Here is a 24,091-nt window from a genome sequence, read left to right as displayed (position 1 = left end):
CGGCGAGCGGACTTCCCGAACGGGCTCCGGTCCAGGGTGAGTTCGTGGTTCCGCCGCACCTCCCGGGCCGGTGCGGTGGGGATGCCGCGGCTGGAAACGGGACGGTTCGCCCAGGGCAGGTGAGGGCGCCGGAGATCGTGGTAGTCATGGAGGCATGAGCAACGACGGGGGCCCCGGCGGCGCCGGGAGCCGGACGGTGGGCGGGCGCTACCGGCTGCTGGAACGTATCGGCACCGGCGGGATGGGCACCGTCTGGCGGGCCCGCGACGAACTCATGGAACGCGAGGTCGCCGTCAAGCAGCCCCGGTTGCCCGGTGATCCCGAGGACGACTACCACCGCCGGGCCGCCCACCGGCTCCATCGCGAGGCCAGGGCCGCCGCCCGTGTCGACCACCCCTCCGCCGTCGCCATCCACGACGTGGTGGTGGAGGAGGGGCCGGGGGCCGACGCGGAGGGCGGACTCCCCTGGATAGTGATGGAGTTGGTCCGCGGCGAGTCCCTGGACGCCGTGCTGAAGCGCGGCCCCCTCGACCCGGCCGAGGCCGCCCGGATCGGCCTCGCCGTCCTGGGCGCACTGCGCGCCGCGCACGCCGTCGGCATCGTCCACCGGGACGTGAAGCCCGCCAACGTCCTGCTCGGACCTCCCCCGCCCCCGACATCGCCCGACCAGGGGCACTCCCAAGGCAGAGTCGTCCTCACCGACTTCGGCATCGCCCACATCCAGGGCGAGGAGTCCCTCACCGTCAGCGGCGAGTTCGTAGGCTCGCTGGAGTTCGTCGCGCCCGAGCGCATGTCCGGACGCGGCGGGGGCCCCGCCTCGGACCTCTGGTCCCTCGGCGTCCTGCTGTACGCGGCCGTCGAGGGCTGGTCCCCGTTCCGCCGTACGACCGTGGAGGCCACGCTCGCCGCGATCATCGCCGCGGACCCCCCGGAGCCGAAACAGGCCGGCCCACTCGGCCCCCTCGTCGTACGGCTTCTGGTACGCGACCCGGTACAGCGCCCCGACCCGGCGGAGGTCGCGGAGATACTCGCCGCGGCCGCGCAGGGCATACCGCTCCCGGCCCCGACGGGGGAGCAGGGACGGGCCACGCGACACGGCGACCACGCGACGACGAAAGCGGGGAGGGCGGAGCGGGCGGAGGAAGCGGAGCAGACCGCACCTCAGGACCTGCTGGCCTTGAGGGAGTTCGGCGAGGACGCGGAAACGGTCCGAGTGGGAACGGCCCGGGAGGTAACCCCCCGAGAGGGAACCCCCGGAGAGGGTGCGGTCCGGCCGGACCCGCCCCGGCAGAGCGCACCGCCGACGTCGACCGACCGCCCCGGACCCCGACCCCACCCGGCCCCCGCCGGCGAGCCCGGGTCGGCCATGGCGGCCGAGCCCGCGTCGGCCCCGGTCACCGAACCCGAGCCGACTCGCGAGGGTCGCCTCCGGCGGACGCCGAGGCGTCGCTTGTCGACTCTGGCCGTGCTCGGCGGGCTGCTCGCCGGCGGTACCTGGTGGGGAAGCGCCTGGCTCGGCGGCGCCGACAGCGGGGCGGCTGAGCGGCCGGTGACCTACTCCGGCTCGGTGCCGGCGGCACCGTCCGCCTCCGCCTCCGCCTCCCCCTCCCCTTCCGCCTCGGCCTCCGTCGCGGAGACGGGGTGGGTCGCTCACGACGAGGCCGGGTTGGCCGCCGTCCTCTCCCTCCCGAGCCGGTACCGGCCGTCGGCCCGGCAGGACGGCGCCGATCGTCAGCCGCGCCTGGTGGTCTACTCGGCGGGCTCCGTCGACGTACGCCTCACCCTGTGGGACAAGGCGCCCGCCGCCCCGATGGCGCGGGCGGCCCAGGCGCACGAGACCTGGCGCGGTCAGGCCCCGGACGCGCGCACCCGGACCACCCGGACCAGCTTCCACGGCGACGAGGCCGCCCTGGCCGACACCACCTACGGTCTGGACGGCACCCCGACCCGTGTCATGGAGCTGTTCGTGCGCACCGCCGACGCCCGCATGTACGAGCTGCGCGTCGACATGCCCAAGGGGACACCGCAGGAGAAGCAGGGCACGGCCGTGTTCAAGGAGGCGCGCGACCGCCTGGAGATCGGCGAACGTCCGGGCACGACGTCCTGATCAGCAGGTTTGTTGCCAGTGAACGCTGGCGTCATGTGTGCGGTCGGTGAAACCGTATTACCGGCGGGTACCCAAAGCGCTCCCCACGTCATACCCTGCGCCTCATGACGGACTCGCAGGCCCCGGAAAAGACCGGCACCGAGATCAGTGGGACGACCACGACCGGTACCAACCCCCTCGCCCCCGCCCCCACCGGCGTCCGTACCGCCGCGGACGTGGTCACCCCGGAGCTGGTCGCCCAGCTCACCAAGGGGGTGACGGGTTCCGGCCGTACCGCCAACCACACGCCCTTCACCGGCGGGAAGCTGGCCGACCTGCCCGAGTCCACGCCCGACGACGTACTGAAGGCCTTCGAGGCGGCCCGCAAGGCGCAGGCGGTCTGGGAGCGGACGCCCGTGCGGGAGCGCGCCGCCGTCCTGCTCCGTTTCCACGACCTGGTGCTGGAGCGCCAGGCCGAGGTGCTCGACCTGATCCAGCTGGAGACCGGCAAGGCCAGGCTGCACGCCCACGAGGAGGTGCAGGCGGTGGCCGTCGCCGCCCGGCACTACGGCCGCAAGGCCCCCTCCTACCTCCGTCCCAAGCGGCACGCGGGCGCCATGCCGACGCTGACGAAGGTGACCGAACTGCGCCACCCGCGCGGTGTCGTGGGGCAGATAGCCCCCTGGAACTACCCGCTGGAGCTGTCGGTCGGCGACGCGCTCCCGGCGTTCGTCGCGGGCAACGCGGTCGTGATGAAGCCGGACACGGAGACCTGCCTGACCGCCCTGTGGGCCCGTGATCTGCTCGTCGAGGCAGGTCTGCCCGCCGATGTCTTCCAGGTCGTCCTCGGCGAGGGTCCCGTCGTCGGCCCGGAGGTCGTCCGCAACGCCGACTACGTCTCGTTCACCGGCTCCACCCGCACCGGCCGCGAGGTCGCCCAGGGCGCCGCCGCCCGTCTCGTCGGCGTCTCCCTCGAACTCGGCGGCAAGAACGCCATGCTGGTCCTCGAGGACGCCGACATCGAGAAGGCGGCGGCGGGCGCCGTCCGCGCCTGCTTCTCGTCGGCCGGGCAGCTCTGCATCTCCATCGAGCGGCTGTACGTCCACGAGTCGATCGCGGACGCCTTCGTCGAGCGGTTCGCCGCCCGTACCAAGGCCATGCGGCTGGGCACCTCGCTGGCGTACGGCGCCGACATGGGCTCGCTGGTGGGCGAGCGCCAGCTGGAGACGGTGACCCGGCACGTGGAGGAGGCCGTCGCCAAGGGCGCCACGGTCGTCGCCGGCGGGGTCGCCCGCCCGGACATCGGCCCGTACTTCTTCGAGCCGACCATCCTCGACGGGGTGACGGAACCCATGTCCGTCTGCACCGAGGAGACCTTCGGCCCGGTCGTCTCGATCTACCGTTTCACGACCGACGACGAGGCCGTCGAGCAGGCCAACGCCACGCCGTACGGTCTGAACGCGTCGGTCTGGACGAAGGACGGGCGCCGCGGCCGCGACGTCGCCTCCCGGCTGCGCACCGGCACGGTGAACGTCAACGAGGGCTACGCCCCGGCCTACGGCAGCGTCCAGTCCCCGATGGGCGGCATGAAGGAGTCCGGTCTCGGCCGCCGGCACGGCTCCGAGGGCATCCTCAAGTACACCGAGGCCCAGACGGTGGCCCAGCAGCGACTCCTGCCGATGGGTCCGGCGCTGGGCATGGACGACGAGAAGTACGCGGAGTTCATGAGCAGGAGCCTGAAGCTGATGAAGGCGTTCCGCTTCCGCTAGGGCGCTCGCGCCGAAGCGCGCCCGCCGCCCCACCACACCGCTGCCCCACCACACCCGTTCTCAACGAGGAGAGCCTGTGCCCCAGGACGCTTACGACTACGACGTCCTCGTCGTCGGCTCGGGCTTCGGCGGCTCGGTGACCGCCCTGCGCCTGACGGAGAAGGGCTACCGGGTGGGCGTCCTGGAGGCGGGCCGCCGTTTCACCCGGGAGTCGCTCCCCAGGAACTCCTGGGACCTGAAGAACTACCTCTGGGCCCCCAGGCTCGGCATGTACGGAATCCAGCGGATCCATCTGCTGGGCAACGTCATGGTGCTGGCCGGCGCGGGCGTGGGCGGCGGCTCCCTCAACTACGCCAACACCCTCTACGTACCGCCGAAGCCCTTCTTCGACGACCCCCAGTGGCGTGACATCACCGACTGGCAGGAGGAGCTGAAGCCGTACTACGACCAGGCGCGGCGCATGCTCGGCGTACGGCTCAACCCGACGACGACCCCCTCCGACGTGCATCTGAAGGCGGCCGCGGAGCGGATGGGCGTCGGCGACACCTTCCACATGGCGCCGGTCGGCGTGTTCTTCGGCGACGGCGAGGACGCCGACGGGACGGCGAAGGCCCGGCCGGGGGAGCAGGTGGCGGACCCCTACTTCGGCGGCGCGGGCCCGGCCCGCAAGGCCTGCCTCGAATGCGGCGAGTGCATGACCGGCTGCCGGCACGGCGCGAAGAACACACTGAACGAGAACTACCTGCACCTCGCCGAGAAGGCGGGCGCGGTCGTGCACCCGCTGACCACGGTCGTGTCGGTCACGGACGACTCGCAGGGCGGCTACGCGGTCGCCACCCTGCCCACCGACGACCGCCGCAAGGCGAAGGGCAGGGTCTTCAAGGCCCGCCGGGTGGTGCTCGCCGCGGGCACCTACGGCACCCAGACCCTGCTGCACCGCATGAAGGCGAACCGGCAGCTTCCCTATCTTTCCGACCGGTTGGGTGAACTCACCCGTACCAACTCGGAGGCGCTGGTCGGTGCGCAGACCGACGACCGCCGGTACCGCAAGGTGACGGGCGCGGCGAAGGTGGACTTCACCCGCGGCGTCGCCATCACCTCCTCCGTCCACCCGGACGACAGCACTCACATCGAGCCGGTCCGCTACGGCAAGGGGTCCAACTCGATGGGCGGCCTGTCGATCCTGCAAGTGCCGTACACGGAGGGCTCGTCGAGGGTCGCGGGGTGGCTGGCGAACGCGGCCCGCCACCCGCTCCTCGTCCTGCGCTCGCTGTCCAACCGCAAGTGGTCGGAACGGACCATCATCGGCCTGGTGATGCAGTCCCTGGACAACTCGCTGACGACGTATCTGAAGCCGTCGGGTGTGGGCCGGGGCCTGCTGACGGCACGCCAGGGGCACGGCGCCCCCAACCCCAAGCAGATCAGGGCGGCTTCCGAGGCCGCCTCCGCGATCGCCGCCGACATCAACGGCTTCGCCGGCTCCAACGTGGGCGAGCTGATGGGCACCCCGCTCACCGCGCACTTCCTCGGCGGCTGTCCGATCGGCGACTCGCGCGAGACGGGTGTCATCGACCCGTACCACCGGCTCTACGGCCACCCCGGCATCTCGGTCGTCGACGGCGCCGCGGTCTCGGCGAACCTGGGCGTGAACCCGTCGCTCACCATCACCGCCCAGGCCGAGCGCGCGATGTCGTACTGGCCGAACAAGGGCGAGGCGGACCCGCGTCCGGCGCAGGGCGCGGCGTACGAGCGGCTGAAGCCGGTGGAGCCGGTCAGCCCGGCGGTGCCGGCGGAGGCGTTCGGCGCGCTGCGCCTGCCGTTCCTGGGAATGCCGGCCGTTCCGCCCAAGCAGTAGACGATCCCCTCGGACAAAGGCGAAGGGACCTGCGCCCCCCTCCGAGCGCAGGTCCCTTCGCTGGTCTTGACGCGCGTTACGCGTGCGTACCCGCCTTACGACGACGAACCGCGAACACCGCACCGGCACCGGCCACGACGGCGACTCCGCCGACGAGTCCGATCATCGGCAGTGCGGAGTTCGAACCGGTCGAGGCGAGGCTGCCGCTGATCGGCTTGGCGCTGCCCTGGGGCTTGACGCCGTCGGTGGGCTTGTCGCCGTTCGGCTTGGCGTCGTCGACACCGTCCGCGGAGCTGCCGGCGGCCAGGATCTCGATGTCGTAGAGGTCACCGTTGCCGTAGCAGGTGGAGTCCTTGCCGGCGTAGACGGCCTCGCTGAAGGCGAGCGAGGAGCCCGCGGGCGCGGAGGACTTGACCTTCAGTCGCAGGTCGAGGGTGGCGGCAGAGTCCTTCTCCAGGGAGTCGAGCAGGCCCACGAAGGAACTCGTGAGGTTGGCCTGCTTGCCGTCCTCGTCCACGCCGTAGTCCTGGAAGCTGTCGGTCCACTTGCCGTCTTCCTTGACCTGGATGACGGCGAGGCCCTCGGACAGCCACGCGTCCGTGTCGTCGCCGTACTCCATGAAGGCGTCGATGTACACGTTCTTCAGGTCCTCGTCGGAGTCGTTCGTGACGACGAACTTGAAGCCGTGCCAGCCGGAACCGGCGACGATCTTGCTCGGCAGGCCCTTGATCTGGGCGGTGAGCTTCTCGTCGAGTTCGAAGGACTTGCAGTCGGTGTACGGGTCGAACCCGTCCTCGCTCTCGCTCGCCGACGGGCTCGCGGAGGCCTTGCCCGAGGTGGACGCGGACGGCGACGAGCTGCCGGACGGGGAACCGGAGGCGCTGCCGCTCTGCGATCCGGACGCGGACGGGGACGAGGTGTCGGACTCCGAGGCGGAGGCGGACGGGCTCGTCTCGCTCGAACCGGAGGGCGAGGCGGAGGTGTCGTCGGACGCGCTCGCGGACGGCGAAACGCTCTCCTCCGCGAAGGCGGCGGGCGCTGACAGCAGGGCGAGCGGCGCGATGACGGCCGTCGCGGCCATGGTGACGAGCGTGCGGCGGAGCTTCATGGAGACCTCGGTGATCGGGGGGAGGCCTTCCGCATGGGGGTGTGGGACGGGGCCTTGGTTACGTGGGTGTGACCGGCGACGGCTGTGAACGGTTGTACTTCATTCACAGAATCCTTATATGGCGCGCGTCACATCGAGTGCGGCCCGGATCGCCCGCTCGTCCCTCGCGTCCCTTTGCCTTACTGCCCGTCCTGCGCGCCCGGGCATGACGAAGGGCCCCGCGGGACGGATCCGCGAGGCCCTTCTTTATCGTCAGCACCGGCGTCAGGGCAGCGCCGGTGCCTGGGAGCGGCGCCGGGGGGTCGCGCCGCTGGCCTGGACCTTTGGCAGTGCGGGCAGCGCACGGAAGGTAGTTGCCCGGAGGGGGACTTGGGCTGTTCGTGGCTTTCTACGCATCGTGCTGGATGAGCGCGGCGCCCGCAACCGTTTGACCCAGCCGTTGTGCATTTTTGCATTTTTCGCCGGTTGGCTCGGCCCCGGGCGTCCCCGAGGCCGGCCGTTCTCTTGGGTGACCGGGCTGCTGTCCCCTGCCGTCCGGTCACTTGTCCGGAGCGAGGTCCCACGGCGCACGGCACGATCCGTGCGCCTCATCGCTCCAGCGAGCCACGCGTGGTTATTCCGGGCCCGCCCCTGGCTGGAACGGACACCGGTACCAACGAAGCCGTCCGGGCGGCGGTCACGCGCCCGTACGGGTGAGAAAGGGCTGGAGGAGGTTGTGAGGGTGCCGGACGGGGCGGGAGGGGTCGAGGGGGCGGCCGAACCGGTCCCGGACCGGCGCGCGATCTCAGACGCGGCCGCGGCACAGTTCGAGGAGCGTCATCGCCAGGGGCGTACCGGGCTTGCCGAGGGCGTCCCTGTAGTGGCCGAGGATCTCCATCTCGCGGGAGAGGTTCACCCGCCGCCCGCCGGAGGTGATCCGCGCCTCCTGGATGACGGCGGAGACGGCCATCCGTTCCTGGATCAGACCGATGATCCGGTCGTCGAGCGCGTCGATGCGCTCACGGGCGCCGGTGATCACGTCCGCGGCCTCGGAAGTGCGGGCGCCGGTCACGTCGATGGTGGTCATGGGGGCTCCTGTGGTGGCTACGGGTGCCCCGGAGCGGCAGGACCCGGGAAAACGACAGGCGCCCCGGGCCTTGTCGGCCCGGGGCGCCTGGGAAGTCGCTTGTCAGTTGCTCAAGCAGCACGACCATGGCATCCGGCGGGCCGGTTGCCATAGGTAAAGACGAAGGTCGGGTGCGTGAGCATGGGGTCAGTATGCAGGGTCGCCGGTTGAGGTCCAAGGCGGGTCGCGAGGCCGTTCGCATCCTGAGACGCGGTCGTGGGTCCGGTGCCGGGACCGGACCCACGAGCACCTCGGTAGAATCGGATGACACAGAGACCCCGCCCCACCGCCGGAAGGCCCCCGTGTCATCAGCGACTCCTACTGCCGCCGCCCCCGACACCGTCCTGGTCGTCGACTTCGGCGCGCAGTACGCCCAGCTCATCGCCCGCCGAGTCCGCGAGGCGCGGGTCTACAGCGAGATCGTGCCGAGCACCATGCCGGTCGAGGAGATGCTCGCCAAGAACCCGGCGGCGATCATCCTCTCCGGCGGCCCCTCGTCCGTGTACGAGGAGGGCGCCCCCCGCCTCGACCGCGAGATCTTCGAGGCCGGCGTCCCCGTCTTCGGCATGTGTTACGGCTTCCAGCTGATGGCGCAGACCCTCGGCGGCACGGTCGACAACACCGGCGCCCGCGAGTACGGCCGCACCGAGCTGCGCGTCTCCCGCTCGTCCTCCACCCTCTTCGAGGGCACCCCGGCCGAGCAGGCCGTGTGGATGTCGCACGGCGACGCCTGCTCCGCCGCCCCCGAGGGCTTCAGCGTCAGCGCGTCCACGGACGTCGTCCCGGTCGCCGCCTTCGAGAACGACGAGAAGAAGCTGTACGGCGTCCAGTACCACCCCGAGGTCATGCACTCCACGCACGGCCAGCAGGTGCTGGAGCACTTCCTCTACCGGGGTGCGGGCCTGAGCCCGGACTGGACCACGGGCAACGTCATCGAGGAGCAGGTCGCGGCCATCCGCGAGCAGGTCGGCGACAAGCGCGCCATCTGCGGCCTCTCCGGCGGCGTGGACTCGGCGGTGGCCGCGGCCCTCGTGCAGAAGGCCATCGGCTCCCAGCTGACCTGCGTGTACGTCGACCACGGTCTGATGCGCAAGGGCGAGACCGAGCAGGTCGAGAAGGACTTCGTGGCCGCGACCGGCGTCCAGCTGAAGGTCGTGGACGCGGAGGAGCGTTTCCTCACCGCCCTCAAGGGAGTCTCGGACCCCGAGGAGAAGCGGAAGATCATCGGCCGCGAGTTCATCCGGGTCTTCGAGCAGGCCCAGGCGGAGATCATCGCGGACGACGGCCCCGAGGTCGCCTTCCTGGTGCAGGGCACCCTGTACCCGGACGTCGTCGAGTCCGGCGGCGGCACCGGCACCGCGAACATCAAGTCCCACCACAACGTGGGCGGTCTGCCGGAGGACCTCGAGTTCCAGCTGATCGAGCCGCTGCGCCAGCTGTTCAAGGACGAGGTCCGCATGGTCGGCCAGGAGCTCGGCCTGCCGGAGGAGATCGTCCAGCGCCAGCCGTTCCCGGGCCCCGGCCTCGGTATCCGGATCGTCGGCGAGGTCACCAAGGACCGTCTCGACCTGCTCCGCGACGCCGACGCGATCGCCCGCGAGGAACTGACGGCCGCCGGTCTCGACCGTGAGATCTGGCAGTGCCCGGTGGTGCTTCTCGCGGACGTCCGCAGCGTCGGCGTCCAGGGCGACGGCCGCACCTACGGCCACCCGATCGTCCTGCGCCCGGTCTCCTCCGAGGACGCGATGACCGCCGACTGGTCGCGCCTCCCGTACGACGTCCTGGCGAAGATCTCCACCCGGATCACCAACGAGGTGCGCGACGTCAACCGGGTCGTCGTCGACGTGACCTCGAAGCCGCCGGGCACCATCGAGTGGGAGTAGCCCTCCCGGTCACGGAGGTCACGTCCGTCTGAGGGTCCGCACCGGCTCTCCGGGCTGCCACACCTGGGCGACGAGATATGTGTCGTCCTCGACGTGGGTCCGAACGACCTCCGTCAGATCGGTGCGGAAGAGGTGGAACGGCTGCGGCGGTTCCACCTCTTTCACGTACGCGGCCCACGCCTCCCCCTCCGCCACCTCGACGGCCCGACCCGCGATCCGTACGTCGCCCCCGCCCATCCCGGTGCCCTCGCCGGGGTTGGCCTGGAGGCAGAAGCGTGCGTCACGGCGCAGGTCGTACACCTTGAGCGAGTCCGGCATCATGCCGAGCCACAGCTCGCCGCCGAGGAAACGCACCTCGATGCCGGTGGTCCGGGGGGAACCGTCCCTGCGGAGCGTCGCGAGGACGTGATGGGTGAAGGCCCCGAAGCGTTCCTCGGTGATCTTCGCGAGTGCGGGTTCGGCTGCGGCGAAAGCCGCCCAGTTCGCTGTCATACGGCGAGTGTGGCGCCGATACCCGACATCCGCTGTCCGGTATGGCCGGGCTGTCGGTCAGAACCCCTGCGGCACCGGCCGTACGTACCGCTCCTGGCCCGCCGCGTCCCGCACGGGTGTGCAGCCGGCCGCCATGAGCCGCCGGGCCAGCTTCTGGCGCCGGGCCGCGTTCACCCGCAGGGCGCCGTGCATGCACAGCGGCATCAGTACGGCGAGCGGGAGCAGGACGGCGTACACGCCGGTGAGTACGGCCATCAGCAGGAACAGCACCGCCGCGCCCCAGCCGAGGGCCAGCATCTGCTTGCGGTTGGCGGCCGCGCCGAGGGCGTCGTGCCGGATGAGCGCCGTGATCACGTCGACGTCCGCCTGCGCCTCGGGGACCGGGGTGAGCGAGCCCAGGTACATGCCCGGCACCGGACGGCCGGGGCCCGGGTCGGGGAAGGCCGCCGCGTTCGCCGCGGCCCGCTGCCGCGCCCACGGGCTGGGGTCTCGCACCAGCTGGACGTGCATGATGCGGTGCTTGCCGACCAGACGCACGCTCTCGTAACGGAAGCCGTAGCACTCGGCGAGATAGACCAGCGAGCCGAAGGTCTCCAGCTCCGCGAAGGGGTGGACGAGCTCGATGGCGTTGCCCGTCGAGATCTGACGCATGAGAGCGGTGATGTGGCGGTCGGCGAGACCCATGGTGTGCTCCGAAGGTGACGAAAATCGTCATCTTTACATAACGGCTCTGCCTTTTTGCACTGACCGACGGTAACTTCCGCGTCGTAAAGCAACCCAGTGCTGGAGGACCGATGCACGGGCCCACGCCGCCTGCCCCCCTGCCCACCGACCGGCTCCAGTTCGCGATGCCGCCGATGCACGACTCGGTGGAGGACGAGCGCCGACACCGCAAGGAACGGCTGGCCGGCGCGGTACGCATCTTCGGGCGGCTCGGCTTCGAGGACGGCGTCTCGGGGCACATCACCGCCCGCGACCCCGAGTTCGACGACTGCTTCTGGGTCAACCCGTTCGGGATGCCCTTCAAGCACGTCACCGTCGGTGACCTGGTGCTGGCCAACGCCGACGGACAGGTCGTCGAGGGCCGCTACCACGTCAACCAGGCCGCGTTCACCGTCCACGCCCAGGTGCACGCCGCCCGCCCGGACGTCGTCGCCGTCGCCCACTGCCACTCGGTGCACGGCCGCGCCCTCGCCGCGCTCGGCGAACTGCTCGACCCCATCACCCAGGAGAGCTGCGCCTTCTACGAGGACCACGCGCTCTACGACGCCTACACCGGCGTGGCCGTCGACGCGGAGGAGGGTCGACGTATCGCGTCCGCGCTCGGCTCGCGCAAGGCGCTCGTGCTGCGCAACCACGGACTGCTGACGGTCGGCGACTCGGTGGACGCGGCCGCCTGGTGGTTCCTGTCGATGGAACGCTCCAGCCAGGTCCAGCTGACCGCGCGGGCGGCGGGCCGGCCCGTCCTCATCGACCACCGGGCGGCGGTCGCGACCCGGGAACAACTCGGCGGCGACCTCGTGGCGTGGATCAACTACCAGCCGCTCTGGCAGGACATCAGCCGAAGCGAGCCGGACCTGTTGAGCTGATGCCCACGACGTGGCGCCCACGACGTGGCGCCCACGACGTGGCGTCCACGACTTGGTGTTTGTGGCTCGGTGCCCGTGGAGCGATGGTCGGCGTCCGGTGGCTGACTTCTAGAAGCCGCGCAGGACGACCGCCTTCGTCCGCGCGAACTCGTCGTCCGTGAGTACCCCGTCCCGGTGCAGTTCGCCCAACTCGCGCAGGCGGCGCAGCAGTACGTCGTGGTGATCGGTCGGGGCGGGAGCCGGGGCCGAAGCCGGGGTCGGGGCCGGGGCCGGAGGCGGGGCGGGCGCGGGTAGCCATCGCTCGCTGGCGGGGTCCCCGGCCTCCCGTTCCCGTTCCCGGTTCTGCTCGTGCTCGGCACCCGCGTGTGCGGAAGGGTGCGGGAGACGTGCGGTGACCGCGGTGGCGACCAGGGCCGTCAGCAGGTCGCGGCTCACGTTGCCCCACAGATCCAGGGCGTACGGGTCCTTCTCGGCCGGCAGCTTCGAGAACCCGGTCTCGCGGGTCACGAACCGCAGGAAGCCGTCCTCGTAGCCGGAGTTGGGCAGCCACTCGACCCGCACGACATCGCCGACGTCGATCACGCGCGGGCCCGTCGCCCGCTTCACCCGGTCCGAGGTGTCCGCCCAGTCGACGCGCACCTGGCTGCCGTCGAAGGAGACGGTGCCGTCGGAGGAACGCACGGAGACCGGAACCGGCGGACCCGGCAGCAGATAGGTCTTGGTCGGCTCACCCGGGACCTCGTCGAGCAGCAGGGCGTGCCGGATCTCCTCGGCGAGGTACGCGGCGATCCCGGAACGGTCCACATCCACGCGGAGACGGTAGGGATCTGCCGGACCGGGCAGCCGCCCGCCGGTCGCGTGCAGCAGCGGATCGGCCCCCTCGCGCAGCCGCATCCGCAGCCGCCCGCGCTTGCGTTCGGCCTCGTAGACGATCCCGGCGACCGCCTCCAGGGGCACGGTGATCTCCCCGTACGTCTGCCGGAACAGCGGTACGGAGCGGTGGAGTCCCGGGGTGATCCTGACCGTCGTGCCGTCGAAGGCCCAGGTCCCGTCACGCTGGATGATCTCGGCCATACGGAAATTCTGGCAGCCGGGTCAACACGGCCCTGCCCGCTTCACCCGCGCTGACCACACCTGCCGGGAAGAAGGGGTGTGCCGTAGGGCACAATTCGCTGTCATTGCGGGGGAGTTGTTCACAGTGCGGCGGCCGGGATCCACACAGGGTCCTGAGAGGCCGCCATCCGATCGGGTCGTGGGGAAGGCGGGCGTCGGGCATGGCGGTGCAGGAGGCGAGACAGGGCACGGAGTCGGGCAGAGGTCCGGGCGCCCACGAAGGTGGCTGTACCTGCGGGGACTGCCCGCACGGGGCGCGAGCGGGACACCGTCGGGCGGTGGCCGCGTTCCTCGTGCAGCGGGACGGTTTCGCGGCCGGACACGGCCTGCCGGCCGCCGTCGCCCACTCCGTCTCGGCCTCCCGCCAGTGGGTCTCCGAGGAGCTCACCCAGTCCGCGGAACTCGTCGCCGAACGCGGCCGCGCCGAGGGCGAGGCCTGGCTGTCCCGTCTGTGGCTCCGCACGGCGGTCACCGTGTGGGCGTCGGTCGTGGCCCTGCTGCTGGTGCAGTCCCTGACCGCGATCGGCGCCGGCTGGACCGACGCCCGCACCGCCGGACTCCTCGCCGCGCTGGTCGTCGCCGGCGCGCTGACCGCCGCCTCCTGGTTCCACCGGGCGCGCGGCGGGGCGCTCGCCCCCGTCATCGGCGAGGACAACCGTCTCTCGACCTCCCGTGCGGTCGCCGTCGCCTGGGTGCTGCTCGTGGCCTACGCGGTGCTGGTCCTGGTGGGTCGCCTCGCCGCCGCCTCCGGGCACGCCGAACGCGAGGCGCTGCTCGCCGGGCTCGACCTTTCCCGCGGCGCCGGCGTGGTGACCGTCCTCGCCGTCGTCTGCGGGATCGCCGTGCTGGTGCGCAGGGTGGTCGGTCTGCGCGTCCTCGGCCAGCGGCTCCAGAAGGTCCGCGCCCACCGCCCCCGGGCCGCCGATCTGCTGACCGACGACGCCGGCCGCGGTACCTTCGCCGACATCCAGTACGTCGTGATCGGCGCCGTCGCCCTGGCCTTCGCCGCGGTCCGGCTGGCCCGCCGCCCCGACCAGCTGCCCGACCTCCCCTGGGGCCTGGCGGTCGTGGTCCTCGTCTCGGCCGCGACCTACCTCGCCGGCAAGTACGCGGAGGGCGGCCGCCCCGTCATCCTCTCCGTCGTCCGCTCCCGCGAGGCCGGAGACCTCGACGCCCCGATCCGCACCGGCGACGACATCGAGATCCGCGGCGCCGGATTCGTCCCGCCCGGCGCCCAGACCGCCGACCGCCTCTCCCGCATGGTCGTCCGCATCGGCCCGGTCCACGTCCACGTCCCCCTCGTGCCGGTCACCGGCGGCTTCAGCAACCCCACCGACGCCGTCCTCACCGTCCCCGTCCCGGCGGACGTGGAACCGGGGCGGGTGGACGTGCAGGTCGTCACGGCCGCGGGCGCGGAGACCAACCGGTACGCCATCGACGTCACGGACTGAACCGGCCGCGGTGACGGGCCCCGCCCCGCCCCTGACCCAGGTGGGCCTCCGAACCGAGGCCGACCGCTCGGGCCCAGGTGAACCCCTCGGGCTCGGGGAGAGCGCTTGATGCAGGGAGACACCTCGTGCGCAGGTGAATCTCTCGGACGCGGGGAGAGCCCTTGGACTCGGGCCGGCACCTCGGGCCCAGGTGAGCTGCGGGCTCAGGTGGGTCGACGGGTCGGAGTGAATCGATCGGGCGAAGTGAACCAGTGGTGCCCAGAGCTCGTGCAAACAGTTGAGCACACCCCCCATTTCGTACGTATGGTCTGTTGAGGGGTCCCACCACAGGGCGAGAGGCGGCTACGGGCGATGACTCATGGCATGCGGACGGATACCTACCCCCCCTATCTCGACGGCGGCGGCCGTGACTGGCGGGACACCGCCACCCGGTACGCCCTCCTTCCCCTGCGCATCTTCCTCGGCGTCACCTTCATCTACGCAGGCCTCGACAAGCTCACCGACGGTGCCTTCCTGAAGGACAGCGGCGCCGGCTCCATCGGCGACACCATGCGCGCCGTCCGTGACTCCTCCGCCATCCCGGCCCTGGTCGACATGGCCCTGAAGAGTCCGGTCGGCTTCGGCTACGCGATGGCCTTCGGTGAACTCGCCGTCGGTATCGGCGCCCTGCTGGGCATCCTCACCCGGCTCGCCGCTCTCGGCGGCGCCCTGATCTCGCTCAGCCTGTGGCTGACGGTGAGCTGGGCCTCGGACCCGTACTACTACGGCAACGACCTCGCCTACCTGATGGCCTGGCTGCCCCTGGTCCTCGCCGGTGCGCCCGTCCTCTCCCTCGACGCCGCCTGGCGCTCCAGGCGGCGACAGCGAGCGGGGGCACTGGCGCGGTAGGGCCTGCCGGGTCGGCTACCCGGCCGGGTTCGGACCGGTCCCGGCCGCGGTGGTCCGACGGGACGGGGCTCGTCGTCTGCGGATGCTCCTCGCCACGACGCCCGTCGCGCCCGCCAGGCACAGGCCGGCCGTGACGACCGGGATCACCACGAACCACGGCGTCTCCCAGAGGCCGCCCGCGTCACCTGCGTAGATGACGCCCGCGAGGATGAAGAAGGCGCCGGCGACCAGCCTGCCGGGTCGGAACTCATGACGCAGCACGGGCCACCTCCGCCTGTCCCACTCCGACCTGGAGGTCGAGGTCGATGGTCCCGGCGTCCTTGCCGCCCGAGACCGGCGACAGGGTCACCTCCTTGTGCTTGCCCGGCTGCACGTCCACGTCCCTCTCGTCGTCGCCCGGCAGCTGGACGTCTCCCAGCCCCACGTCGATCCTCACCTTCACGGTCACGTCCGGCGGGACGATCACCCTCAGCCGGCCCGCCCCCACCTCGGCGTTGGTGCTCACCGTCTCCCCCTTCGCGAGTTCCAGCCGGGACAGGTCCAGGGTGCCGTCCCCGGTACCCAGGTCGTAGTCGGCCCGTACGTCCGTCACCGCCGTGGGCTGCCACACCGTGTCGATCCAGCGTGTCCCGATGTCTTTGGGCAGGACGGCCGTCCCGGCCAGCAGACCCGCCGTGACGATCGCCAGGAACACCGACCCGGCGCCGGTCCGCCCCAGGAACGAGCTGACCGCGATTCCCCCACCGAGCACGATGAGCGCGACCGCGAGCCCGGCCTGGAGGCTGGTGCCGAGCGGATGGTCGTCCCAGGTGAGTCTGGTGACGAGGCCGCCCGCGAGCGCGGCGAGCAGAAAGAGCCAGCCGCCGATCCAGCGTGGGCCGCGCGGTTCGGCGTACGGCTTGTGCGGGGCGCGTATGTCCTCGGGGCGGCGCGTGTGGCCGAAGAGGTCGACGTTGATGGTCGATGTGAAGTCCCGGTCGCGGGCGTCCCAGGGGCCCCACAGATAGCCCGTGCCGCCGTCGTGCGTCCCGTCCTTGACGATGGGGTCGCGCCACCAGGACGGATATGCGGAGGGGGCGGGTGGCGCCTGGGCCTCGGGCGGGGCGTCGGCCACGGCCTGCGCGGCGAGCGGGTCGGGGTCCGAGGAGTCCCGGTGCCGTGACCAGTAGCCCGCGCCCGCGAGGAGGAAGGAGACGACGACGGCGAAGGCCAGCACGCTGCCGTTGTTCAGCATGGACAGAAACACCCCGCAGCCGACCAGCGCGAACAGTACGGCCGCGAGGGCCTGGCCGTCGACCCGGCCGGTCAGCAGCTTGCGCACCTCGTTCTGCTCGTCGTCGGAGTAGGGGACGAAGAGCCAGGCGAAGCCGTAGAAGATGAGTCCGATGCCGCCGGTCGCGGAGAGCACGGCGAGCGTGATCCGGAAGATCACCGGGTCCATGTCGCACTGCCGCCCGAGACCCGCGCACACCCCGGCGAGCACTTTGTGCTCGCGGTCGCGCCGGAACCTCGGCGGAGGAGCTGCCGCCGCGGGCCCCTGCGGCGACCGGGGACCTCCCGGCCCCTGGTTCCCGCCCAGCCCCTGGTTCCCGCCCGGTCCCAGGCTTGCGCCTGGCGTGCGGCTGCCCTGCGGGGCACCGCCGTCGGCTCTGCTTCCCTCGCCGGTTCCCGCTCCGGTGTGGGCCGCCGCCGCGGCGGCCAGCGCGGCTTCGGTGGCCGCCTCGACCACTGTCCTGTCGTTCCTGTCCGTGTCCGTGTCCGTGCCCGTGTCGGCGTTCTTGTCCGCGCCGGTCTCTTTCGACGGGCCGTGTCCCGTGCCCTCTCCCCGTTTCTCGTGCGCGCCCGCCCGCTCGTGTGCGCGCGGTTCCTCACCCGCGGCGCCGTGGGCGCCGGGGGACGGGGCGGCCGCGTCGGACGCGGCGCCCCCGTCGGGCACGGCGTCCGCGGCGTGCTGGTGATCTGTCATGAGTCCATGGTGGCGGGCGAGCCGCCCTCGCGGCAGTCGGAATGACCCTGGTCGGACCCTGATATCGGCCCTGATCCGGGACCGGGGAGGCGTTCGACGGGCGAGGACCTCGGAGATCAGGGGCGTCTCCGGGACGAACCCTGATGCCCGGGACCGATGCCCGTGTGACCATCGTTGGCATGCCGGAAGCCGCAGCAGTGCCACTCGTCGAACCGCGGCCGCCGCGCAAGCTCTACCGCAGCAGTGACGGACGCTGGCTCGGTGGCGTGGCGCGGGGGCTCGCCGGGCACCTCGGGCTGCCCGTGGTGTGGGTCCGGCTCGTCTTCGCGGGCCTGTTCATGGCGGACGGTCTCGGCGCCCTGCTCTACGCGGCCTTCTGGTTCTTCGTGCCGCTCGGGGTCGGCGGGGTCGGCGACCAGAAACCCCCGGCGCTCGTCGGCACCGAGACCGCGCCCGACGGCCGGCGCAGGCTCGTCGCCCGCAAACCGGACAAGGGGCAGATCGTCGCGCTGCTCCTCATGGTCGTCATCGCCATGGTCTTCGTCGGCAATGTGAATCTGGGCAGCGGCGCCAAGGCGTATCTGCTGCCCGCGGTCCTCGTCGGCGCGGGCGTCGCCCTCGTCTGGCGCCAGGCGGACAACGCGCGCCGGGCCCGCTGGGTCGAGGTGGGCCGCAGGCGCCGCACGCTCACGCTGCTGCGCGCGGGTGCCGGCGTCCTGCTGGTCACGGCGGGTGTCTCCGGCATCTTCGTCCTCCAGGGCTCCGCCGCCCACCTCGGATCCGTGCTCCAGGCGGCCCTCGCCGTCCTCGTCGGCATCACGCTCCTCGCCGGCCCCTACCTGGTCCGTATGACCCAGGACCTCTCCGAGGAGCGCCTGATGCGCATCCGGGCCCAGGAGCGCGCGGAGGTCGCGGCCCACGTCCACGACTCGGTGCTGCACACCCTGACCCTGATCCAGCGCAACGCGGAGAACGCCGGGGAGGTGCGCCGTCTCGCCCGCGCCCAGGAGCGCGATCTGCGCACCTGGCTCTACAAACCCGAGGGCACCGGCAAGGAGGAGGCCGACGAGCCGACCACGGTCGCCGACGCGGTGCGGCGCAACGCGGCCGAGGTCGAGGACAAGCACGGTGTCCCCATCGAGGTCGTGGTCGTCGGCGACTGCCCGCTCGACGAGCGGGTCGGAGCACAGATGCAGGCCGCGCGTGAGGCGATGGTGAACGCGGCCAAGTACGGTGGCGAGGGCGGCGCCGTGCAGGTCTACGCCGAAGTCGAGGGCCGGACGGTCTTCGTGTCCGTCCGGGACCGCGGGCCCGGCTTCGACCTCGACTCGATACCCGGCGACCGCATGGGCGTCAGAGAATCGATCATCGGCCGCATGGAGCGCCACGGCGGCACGGCGCGGCTGCGGGCCGTCCCGGACGGCGGCACGGAGGTCGAACTGGAGATGGAGAGGGCGGAGAAGACGTCATGAGCGACCCGACCGACACGACCGGCACAAACGGTACAGGGGAAGAGGCGGAGGCGGCCGAGGCGGCGAATTCCGCCGGCGGCGGCCCGGGCGGGCGGCATGTGCGCGTGGTCCTCGTCGACGACCACCGCATGTTCCGTACGGGGGTGCAGGCCGAGATCGGCCAGACCGAGCAGACCGGCGTCGAGGTCGTCGGTGAGGCGGCGGACGTCGATCAGGCGGTCACGGTGATCACCGCGACCCGGCCCGAGGTGGTCCTCCTCGACGTCCATCTGCCGGGCGGCGGCGGGGTCGAAGTGCTGCGCCGCTGCGCTCCGTTGATGTCCGACGCCGAGCAGCCGGTGCGCTTCCTCGCCCTGTCGGTGTCGGACGCGGCGGAGGATGTGATCGGGGTGATCAGGGGCGGCGCCCGGGGCTATGTCACCAAGACGATCACCGGCACCGACCTGGTGGCCTCCATCTTCCGGGTGCAGGAGGGCGACGCCGTCTTCTCGCCGAGGCTGGCCGGGTTCGTCCTCGACGCGTTCGCCTCCACGGACGCCCCGCCGATCGACGAGGACATGGACCGTCTCACCCAGCGCGAGCGGGAGGTACTGCGGCTCATCGCCCGTGGCTATGCCTACAAGGAGATCGCCAAGCAGCTCTTCATCTCCGTCAAGACGGTCGAGTCGCATGTCTCGGCGGTGCTGCGCAAACTCCAGCTGTCCAACCGGCACGAACTGACCCGCTGGGCCACGGCACGACGGCTGGTCTGAGGAACGGGCGGTCTCGCGCGGGTGGTTTCCTGCTGACGGTCTCGCGCGGGTGGTCTCATACGACCCGTGTCGCGCCCGCGAACGGCATCTCGTCGATGGGCGCCACGCGCACCGGAGCCGACGGGTTCGGTGCGTGGATCATCTGGCCGTCGCCGATGTAGAGGCCGACGTGGGTGACGCCGGAGTAGAAGAACACCAGGTCGCCCGGGAGGAGTTCGGAGCGGGAGACGCGCTGTCCGGCGCCGATCTGGGCGTAGGTGGTGCGGGGCAGGGAGACGCCGGCGGAGCGGTACGAGGCGAGCACCAGGCCGGAGCAGTCGAAGGCGTTCGGCCCGGTCGCGCCCCACACGTAGGGGCTGCCGAGCTTGGAGTACGCGTAGGAGACGGCTTCCGCGGCACGGGAGTTGGGCGCTTGAGCGGCAGCGGTGGCCGAACCGGGGGCCTGAAGGCCGTCGCGTCCGCCCGCCGAGGAGCGTGAGGCGCGGCCGCTCGCGGTGCCGCCGCTCGTTCCCTCGCCGATCCGGGACCGCTCCGCCGCCGTCAGCCGGTTCAGCAGGCGGCGGGCCGCGTCGAGTTTGCCCCGGTGATCGTCTTCTTGTGGGTCTTCAGCTCGGCCTGGCGCGTCGTGAGCGAGGTGAGTTCGACACGCGCGGCGCCGCGCAGCTGCTCGATCTCCCGCAGCTGTCTGCGCACCTGGGTGACGGCGGCCGACTGGCGGTCCCCGGCCCGTTCGGCGAAGGCGGCGCCGTCGAGGTATCCGTCGGGGTCGTCGGAGAGCGCCAGTTGCACGGCCGGGTCGAGCCCGGCGCTGCGGTACTGCGCCGCGGCCATCGAACCCAACGTCTCCCGCGCCGTGTTGAGTTTCTCCTCCTTGCGCGCCGCCTCGTCGCGCAGGCTCTCCAGGCGCTGTTCGGCCGCCGTCGCCTTCTCCCGGGCGCCGTTGTACTTCTCGGTGGCTTCCTCCGCCTCCAGGTAGAGCTTCGCCACCTTCGCCTTGACCTGGGCCGCGGTCAGGTTCGGTTCGGCCTGCCCGGTCCCGTCGAAGGCCGTCGCCGTCGCGACGCCCGCGAGAGCGAGGGTGAACGCCGTGCGGGCCGTCTGGCCGCCGAGCGAGCGCTGTCGGGGCTTGCGGTGCGCTGCCACGTGGGACTGCACGTCCTTTCGTACGACCGCCTCGTCCGTCCGTACAGCTACCGGAGAACCGTCATGGGAGCGGACGGACGGCCCCGGGGGACGGCTGACGCGTCCGGCGGCGGTCCGCACAGGGGGAGCGGGACCGCCGCCGGACTTTTTCGGCGGTGGTGGCCGACTGCCGCCCCTGGCCCGGGCGGCGGTGGGGAGCCGGTCACCTGGGGGAGGACGCTAAACCCGCCTGTGACGGTCAGGTAACGCAAAGTACGGAAGTGGCGCGAGCGGGTCATGCTGTGATCGCACATGCCCGGAAATCCGGACCCGGACTGTCGGCTTCGCGCGGCGAGCTGACCGAAACGGCGATTTCGAGACGTCTGTCAGGGGGTGGGTGCTATGGGACGCATGTGCGCGGCCTCGAGACATGGTGGAGAGCTGGTGTCGTGACCCCGGCACCGCCGCATAGCATCCGGCCTCATGGACTTACTCATTCATCTTTTCGTCGGCCTGCACATCATCGGCATCGCCGCGCTTCTGGGCGGTTACCTCACACAACTCAAGGCCATGGGCGGCCAGGGCACCGCCCGCTTCGTCCCTTTGATGCTCCGCGGCGCGGCCGCCATGCTGGGCACCGGTGTGGTGCTGGTCGGCCTCAACCGGGCGGACGACCAGCCTGTCGACAACGCCAAGATCGGCGTGAAGCTGGCTCTGCTGATCGTGATCCTCGCCCTCGTCTATGTGAAACGGGACGACGAGACGGTGGAGAAGCCCCTGTTCGCCCTGGTCGGACTGCTTACCGTGGCGAACATCTTCATCGCGGTGCTCTGGACCTGACCGACGCCCGGGCGGTGGCCATGGCCGCCACGGCGACGGCCAGCCAAGCCGCCACCGCGACCCACAGCAGCACCTGCCCGGGTCCCTTCAGCGACGGCACGTCGACGGCGGTGGCGACGGACAGAGTCGCCGCCGCCGTCATTCCCATGGGGAACACCGTGGCCCAGCGGCACATGTCGTAGCGCGGCCGCGGCCACCGCACCTCGGCGACGAGCAGCACGGCGTACCAGGCCAGGGAGAGCACCAGCAGGGTCACGGTCACCGTGCGCAGGACGCCGGTGTCGTCGGCGTTCCACAGGTACAGGCCCCCGTCGTCGGCCGCGAGGAGCCCCGCCCCCGCCAGCGCCGAGATGGCGAGCGCGCCGCCCGCCACCCACTGGTCCCCGGCGCCCTCGGCCACCTGCCGCAGGTCGAAGAGGGCCAGGGCGACGCCGTAGAGCACCAGGCCCAGCCAGAACAGCACGAGCGCGGTGTGCGCGAGCCAGGCCACCGCCTCCGCCTCGGCGACGACCGCGCCCTGCACGGCGAGCCCCTGGGTGGCCACACAGCACAGGAACACCACCCCCGGCATGTCTCGCCTCCACTGCCGTACGACGGTCACGAGCAGTACCGGCCACAGCACCGCCGCCAGCGCCAGCAGGGCCTCGGCGAGGGTCTGCCGGCCGAGCGCCGAAACACGTGTGCCGAGCACGGTCGTCGCCGCCACCGCGGTCAGCGCCCCGGGCGTGCCGGCCTCCGTCAGCCACCGCTCGCGCTTGCGCACCAGCCGTACGACGAAGTCCGCCGCCAGCGCCACCCACGCGACGCCCGTCATCACCAGGGTGACGCGGGACAGGACGTCGTACCCCGTCAGGTGCAGTCCGATGGAGACGATGCCGGTCGCCATGACCGCGGCCCCCGCCGCCGGTGGCCGCTGCGCCCACCAGTCGCGGAGCGGGGAACCGGGGGAGGGCGCCGGCGACGGGAGGGCGGGAGAGCCTGACATGCGGCCGATGCTAGGGACCCCGGCGCGCCGTGGAAGCGGGGCACGCGCGCGGGCACGCGGAAATCACGCGCCGGCGCCGGGCACAGGACGCGGGGTGGCGGTGCGGGGCCGCGGCGAGCACGTCGACCGAGGCCGAAGCCCCACGCGCGCGTGCCCCGTGTGTCCCAGTGCGTGCGTGCCTGACGTCCGCGTACACCCGATGCCCCACGCGCGCGTGCCGCGTGCGAGCCCGAGTGCCCGCGTGCCTCACGCGCGTGTGCCACGCGCTCGGGTGTGCGTGTGCCTCACGCGCGCTGCCCCGCGCTTCCCCCTGCCGTGCCGTGTGCCGTGCCGCGGGTGCTTCGCGTTCGGCCTCAGGCCGGGCGTACCACGCTGTGGATGGCCGACTCGCCGTCGTAGAAGACCGACTCCTCGCGGACGTAGGCGCCCGGCTTCGGGGCGTGGATCATCATGCCGTTGCCGGTGTAGACGCCGACGTGGCTGACGTCGTCATAGAAGAAGATCAGGTCGCCGGGCCGGGCGTCCGCCAGGGAGACCGTGGTGCCGGCGTTCACCTGGTCGTAGGTGGTGCGCGGGAGGGTGACGCCGGAGGCCTTCCAGGCGGCCTGGGTGAGGCCGGAGCAGTCGTAGGAGTCGGGGCCCGTCGCACCCCAGACGTACGGCTTGCCGATCTGCGCGCGGGCGAAGGCGAGCGCCTTCTCGGCCTTCGTGGCGTACGAGGGGTCCGCGGAGGCGGATGTGGCGGGGGCGGTCGGGGACGACCCCGTGCCCGACGACGTGCCGCCGCTCTCCTGCCGGGCGGCGGCCTGCTCCGCCGCCTGCCGGCGGGCGAGCTCCGCCGCCTCGCGCGCGGCCGCCTCCCGGCGCTGCTTCTCGATCGCCGCGAGGCGCGCCTTCTCCTGGGCCGTCAGCTGGGACAGCAGCTCGCGCGCGGCACCGAGCTTCTTCTGGACGGTCGCCTTGGCGGTCTTCAGGTCGCTCTGCGTGTCGGTGAGCGTCGCGAGGCTCTCGGTGGCCTCCTGGCGCTGCTTCATCGTCGCGGACTGCTCGGTGACGTAGGCGTCGACCGCACCCTTCTGGCGGTCGGTCAGCCGGCTCATCAGATGGTTCTGGTCGAAGTAGTCCTGCGGGGTGTCCGCGAGCAGGAAGGCCGCCGTGTCGGGCGCGGAGGCGCCGGTGCGGTACTGGGCCGCGGCACGGGAACCCAGCTCCTCCCGCGCCTCGTTGAGCTTCTGGGTGCGCTGGGCGACGGCGTTCAGGAGGCCGTCGGTGCGCTTGCGCTGCTTGGTCGTCTTCTCCTTGGCGGCGTTGTACTTCTCGGTCGCCGACTCCGCCTGGCGGTAGAGGTCGTCGACCTTCTTCTCGACCTCCTCCAGACTCGGCTTGCCGTCGTCCGAAGGGGAGGCGTTCGCCGTCTGGGAGAGCAGGGCCACGGACGTGAGGGCGGCGGTGGCGAGAGCGGGGGTGCGGATGCCCGCCACGCGCGTGCCCGCGGAGCGCGGCTTGCGGTGCTGCGACGCCAAGGGAGGCGACTCCTTCCAGTGCTCCGCCTGCCGGATCAGCGGTGGGGTCCCTTCCAGGCTGGTCAGGCGCTGGGGGAGGGTTCGGGCAGGTG

At 71.9% G+C, this 24,091-nt stretch carries 19 protein-coding genes and 1 pseudogene; 10 read left to right on the top strand and 10 right to left on the bottom strand.

The annotated features are described in order from the left end of the window. Window positions 1-154 precede the first annotated feature (154 nt). From OG440_RS14205 to OG440_RS14195, 3 genes are all read left to right on the top strand, one after another. Window positions 155-2,107 (top strand): protein kinase domain-containing protein, encoded by a 1,953-nt coding sequence (locus tag OG440_RS14205; RefSeq protein WP_406007216.1) that lies wholly within the window; start codon window positions 155-157, stop codon window positions 2,105-2,107. A gap of 104 nt (window positions 2,108-2,211) precedes the next feature. Then, on the top strand, window positions 2,212-3,855 hold the full coding sequence (locus tag OG440_RS14200; protein WP_406007215.1) for a succinic semialdehyde dehydrogenase: 1,644 nt from the start codon (window positions 2,212-2,214) through the stop codon (window positions 3,853-3,855). A 76-nt stretch (window positions 3,856-3,931) separates the two neighbouring features. Further along, entirely contained in the window at window positions 3,932-5,710 is a 1,779-nt protein-coding gene (locus tag OG440_RS14195; protein WP_406007214.1) for a GMC family oxidoreductase N-terminal domain-containing protein, read from the top strand. A 76-nt stretch (window positions 5,711-5,786) separates the two neighbouring features. Here OG440_RS14195 and OG440_RS14190 read toward each other — a convergent pair whose 3' ends face one another. Together OG440_RS14190 and OG440_RS14185 are read right to left on the bottom strand one after the other, a co-directional pair. Next, on the bottom strand, window positions 5,787-6,818 hold the full coding sequence (locus OG440_RS14190; RefSeq protein WP_406007213.1) for an LPXTG cell wall anchor domain-containing protein: 1,032 nt from the start codon (window positions 6,816-6,818) through the stop codon (window positions 5,787-5,789). 784 nt (window positions 6,819-7,602) lie between these two features. Further along, the gene (locus tag OG440_RS14185) at window positions 7,603-7,884 is read right to left on the bottom strand and encodes a chorismate mutase (RefSeq protein ID WP_406007212.1); all 282 of its coding nucleotides are present in this window, start codon (window positions 7,882-7,884) and stop codon (window positions 7,603-7,605) included. Window positions 7,885-8,225: 341 nt separating this feature from the next. Here OG440_RS14185 and guaA point away from each other — a divergent pair, with 341 nt between their 5' ends. Further along, a complete protein-coding gene (gene guaA, locus OG440_RS14180; protein WP_406007211.1) occupies window positions 8,226-9,806 on the top strand; it encodes a glutamine-hydrolyzing GMP synthase in 1,581 nt (526 codons plus the stop codon). A gap of 18 nt (window positions 9,807-9,824) precedes the next feature. Here guaA and OG440_RS14175 read toward each other — a convergent pair whose 3' ends face one another. Further along, window positions 9,825-10,298, bottom strand: a complete 474-nt coding sequence (locus tag OG440_RS14175; RefSeq protein ID WP_406007210.1) for a pyridoxamine 5'-phosphate oxidase family protein — start codon at window positions 10,296-10,298, stop codon at window positions 9,825-9,827. Between the two features lie 57 nt (window positions 10,299-10,355). Then, window positions 10,356-10,982: a hypothetical protein gene (locus OG440_RS14170; protein WP_406007209.1), complete on the bottom strand. Its 627-nt coding sequence runs from the start codon at window positions 10,980-10,982 to the stop codon at window positions 10,356-10,358. A 110-nt stretch (window positions 10,983-11,092) separates the two neighbouring features. On the opposite strand from OG440_RS14170, the gene OG440_RS14165 reads away from it, so the two are divergent. Continuing rightward, the gene (locus OG440_RS14165; RefSeq protein ID WP_171398987.1) at window positions 11,093-11,887 is read left to right on the top strand and encodes a class II aldolase/adducin family protein; all 795 of its coding nucleotides are present in this window, start codon (window positions 11,093-11,095) and stop codon (window positions 11,885-11,887) included. Between the two features lie 108 nt (window positions 11,888-11,995). Here the strand turns inward: OG440_RS14165 and OG440_RS14160 are convergent, their stop codons facing one another. Beyond that, complete coding sequence (locus tag OG440_RS14160; RefSeq protein ID WP_406007208.1) at window positions 11,996-12,961, bottom strand: DUF4429 domain-containing protein; 966 nt, start codon at window positions 12,959-12,961, stop codon at window positions 11,996-11,998. Window positions 12,962-13,161: 200 nt separating this feature from the next. Between OG440_RS14160 and OG440_RS14155 the strand changes: the two genes are divergently transcribed. Both OG440_RS14155 and OG440_RS14150 read left to right on the top strand, forming a co-directional pair. Next, window positions 13,162-14,451, top strand: a complete 1,290-nt coding sequence (locus tag OG440_RS14155) for a hypothetical protein (protein ID WP_406007207.1) — start codon at window positions 13,162-13,164, stop codon at window positions 14,449-14,451. Window positions 14,452-14,802: 351 nt separating this feature from the next. Beyond that, the gene (locus tag OG440_RS14150) at window positions 14,803-15,339 is read left to right on the top strand and encodes a DoxX family protein (protein ID WP_406007206.1); all 537 of its coding nucleotides are present in this window, start codon (window positions 14,803-14,805) and stop codon (window positions 15,337-15,339) included. Window positions 15,340-15,354: 15 nt separating this feature from the next. Here the strand turns inward: OG440_RS14150 and OG440_RS14145 are convergent, their stop codons facing one another. Together OG440_RS14145 and OG440_RS14140 are read right to left on the bottom strand one after the other, a co-directional pair. Beyond that, on the bottom strand, window positions 15,355-15,600 hold the full coding sequence (locus OG440_RS14145; protein ID WP_406007205.1) for a hypothetical protein: 246 nt from the start codon (window positions 15,598-15,600) through the stop codon (window positions 15,355-15,357). After that, window positions 15,587-17,305: a PspC domain-containing protein gene (locus OG440_RS14140; RefSeq protein WP_406007204.1), complete on the bottom strand. Its 1,719-nt coding sequence runs from the start codon at window positions 17,303-17,305 to the stop codon at window positions 15,587-15,589. The genes OG440_RS14145 and OG440_RS14140 overlap by 14 nt, the downstream gene beginning before the upstream one ends. A gap of 143 nt (window positions 17,306-17,448) precedes the next feature. On the opposite strand from OG440_RS14140, the gene OG440_RS14135 reads away from it, so the two are divergent. Both OG440_RS14135 and OG440_RS14130 read left to right on the top strand, forming a co-directional pair. Beyond that, a complete protein-coding gene (locus tag OG440_RS14135; protein WP_406007203.1) occupies window positions 17,449-18,777 on the top strand; it encodes a PspC domain-containing protein in 1,329 nt (442 codons plus the stop codon). Further along, entirely contained in the window at window positions 18,774-19,529 is a 756-nt protein-coding gene (locus tag OG440_RS14130) for a LuxR C-terminal-related transcriptional regulator (protein ID WP_406007202.1), read from the top strand. Before OG440_RS14135 ends, OG440_RS14130 begins: the two co-directional genes overlap by 4 nt. Window positions 19,530-19,584: 55 nt before the next feature. Here the strand turns inward: OG440_RS14130 and OG440_RS14125 are convergent. Next, window positions 19,585-20,672, bottom strand: a pseudogene (locus OG440_RS14125) (NlpC/P60 family protein). Between the two features lie 462 nt (window positions 20,673-21,134). Between OG440_RS14125 and OG440_RS14120 the strand changes: the two are divergent. Then, window positions 21,135-21,491 (top strand): hypothetical protein, encoded by a 357-nt coding sequence (locus OG440_RS14120; protein WP_406007201.1) that lies wholly within the window; start codon window positions 21,135-21,137, stop codon window positions 21,489-21,491. Here OG440_RS14120 and OG440_RS14115 read toward each other — a convergent pair. Next, on the bottom strand, window positions 21,469-22,476 hold the full coding sequence (locus OG440_RS14115) for a tellurite resistance/C4-dicarboxylate transporter family protein (RefSeq protein ID WP_406007200.1): 1,008 nt from the start codon (window positions 22,474-22,476) through the stop codon (window positions 21,469-21,471). The two genes, OG440_RS14120 and OG440_RS14115, sit on opposite strands and share 23 nt — an antisense overlap. Window positions 22,477-22,829: 353 nt before the next feature. Then, window positions 22,830-23,999 carry an NlpC/P60 family protein gene (locus OG440_RS14110; RefSeq protein WP_406007199.1) on the bottom strand — a complete coding sequence of 390 codons (1,170 nt, stop codon included), beginning with the start codon at window positions 23,997-23,999 and terminating at the stop codon, window positions 22,830-22,832. Window positions 24,000-24,091 lie beyond the last annotated feature (92 nt).

Source organism: Streptomyces sp. NBC_00637 (genome assembly GCF_045161545.1).
Classification (GTDB): domain Bacteria; phylum Actinomycetota; class Actinomycetes; order Streptomycetales; family Streptomycetaceae; genus Streptomyces.
Note: the sequence above shows the minus strand (reverse complement) of the source record. Positions and strands in the feature narration are given on the sequence as shown.

What these genes read in the sequence shown, in the direction of transcription:
- OG440_RS14205 (WP_406007216.1), top strand. Translation starts at nt 155, where the DNA reads ATGAGCAACGACGGGGGCCCCGGCGGCGCCGGGAGCCGGACGGTGGGC.
- OG440_RS14200 (WP_406007215.1), top strand. Translation starts at nt 2,212, where the DNA reads ATGACGGACTCGCAGGCCCCGGAAAAGACCGGCACCGAGATCAGTGGG.
- OG440_RS14190 (WP_406007213.1), bottom strand. Translation starts at nt 6,818, where the DNA reads ATGAAGCTCCGCCGCACGCTCGTCACCATGGCCGCGACGGCCGTCATC.
- OG440_RS14185 (WP_406007212.1), bottom strand. Translation starts at nt 7,884, where the DNA reads ATGACCACCATCGACGTGACCGGCGCCCGCACTTCCGAGGCCGCGGAC.
- OG440_RS14175 (WP_406007210.1), bottom strand. Translation starts at nt 10,298, where the DNA reads ATGACAGCGAACTGGGCGGCTTTCGCCGCAGCCGAACCCGCACTCGCG.
- OG440_RS14170 (WP_406007209.1), bottom strand. Translation starts at nt 10,982, where the DNA reads ATGGGTCTCGCCGACCGCCACATCACCGCTCTCATGCGTCAGATCTCG.
- OG440_RS14165 (WP_171398987.1), top strand. Translation starts at nt 11,093, where the DNA reads ATGCACGGGCCCACGCCGCCTGCCCCCCTGCCCACCGACCGGCTCCAG.
- OG440_RS14160 (WP_406007208.1), bottom strand. Translation starts at nt 12,961, where the DNA reads ATGGCCGAGATCATCCAGCGTGACGGGACCTGGGCCTTCGACGGCACG.
- OG440_RS14155 (WP_406007207.1), top strand. Translation starts at nt 13,162, where the DNA reads ATGGCGGTGCAGGAGGCGAGACAGGGCACGGAGTCGGGCAGAGGTCCG.
- OG440_RS14150 (WP_406007206.1), top strand. Translation starts at nt 14,803, where the DNA reads ATGACTCATGGCATGCGGACGGATACCTACCCCCCCTATCTCGACGGC.
- OG440_RS14140 (WP_406007204.1), bottom strand. Translation starts at nt 17,305, where the DNA reads ATGACAGATCACCAGCACGCCGCGGACGCCGTGCCCGACGGGGGCGCC.
- OG440_RS14135 (WP_406007203.1), top strand. Translation starts at nt 17,449, where the DNA reads ATGCCCGGGACCGATGCCCGTGTGACCATCGTTGGCATGCCGGAAGCC.
- OG440_RS14130 (WP_406007202.1), top strand. Translation starts at nt 18,774, where the DNA reads ATGAGCGACCCGACCGACACGACCGGCACAAACGGTACAGGGGAAGAG.
- OG440_RS14120 (WP_406007201.1), top strand. Translation starts at nt 21,135, where the DNA reads ATGGACTTACTCATTCATCTTTTCGTCGGCCTGCACATCATCGGCATC.
- OG440_RS14115 (WP_406007200.1), bottom strand. Translation starts at nt 22,476, where the DNA reads ATGTCAGGCTCTCCCGCCCTCCCGTCGCCGGCGCCCTCCCCCGGTTCC.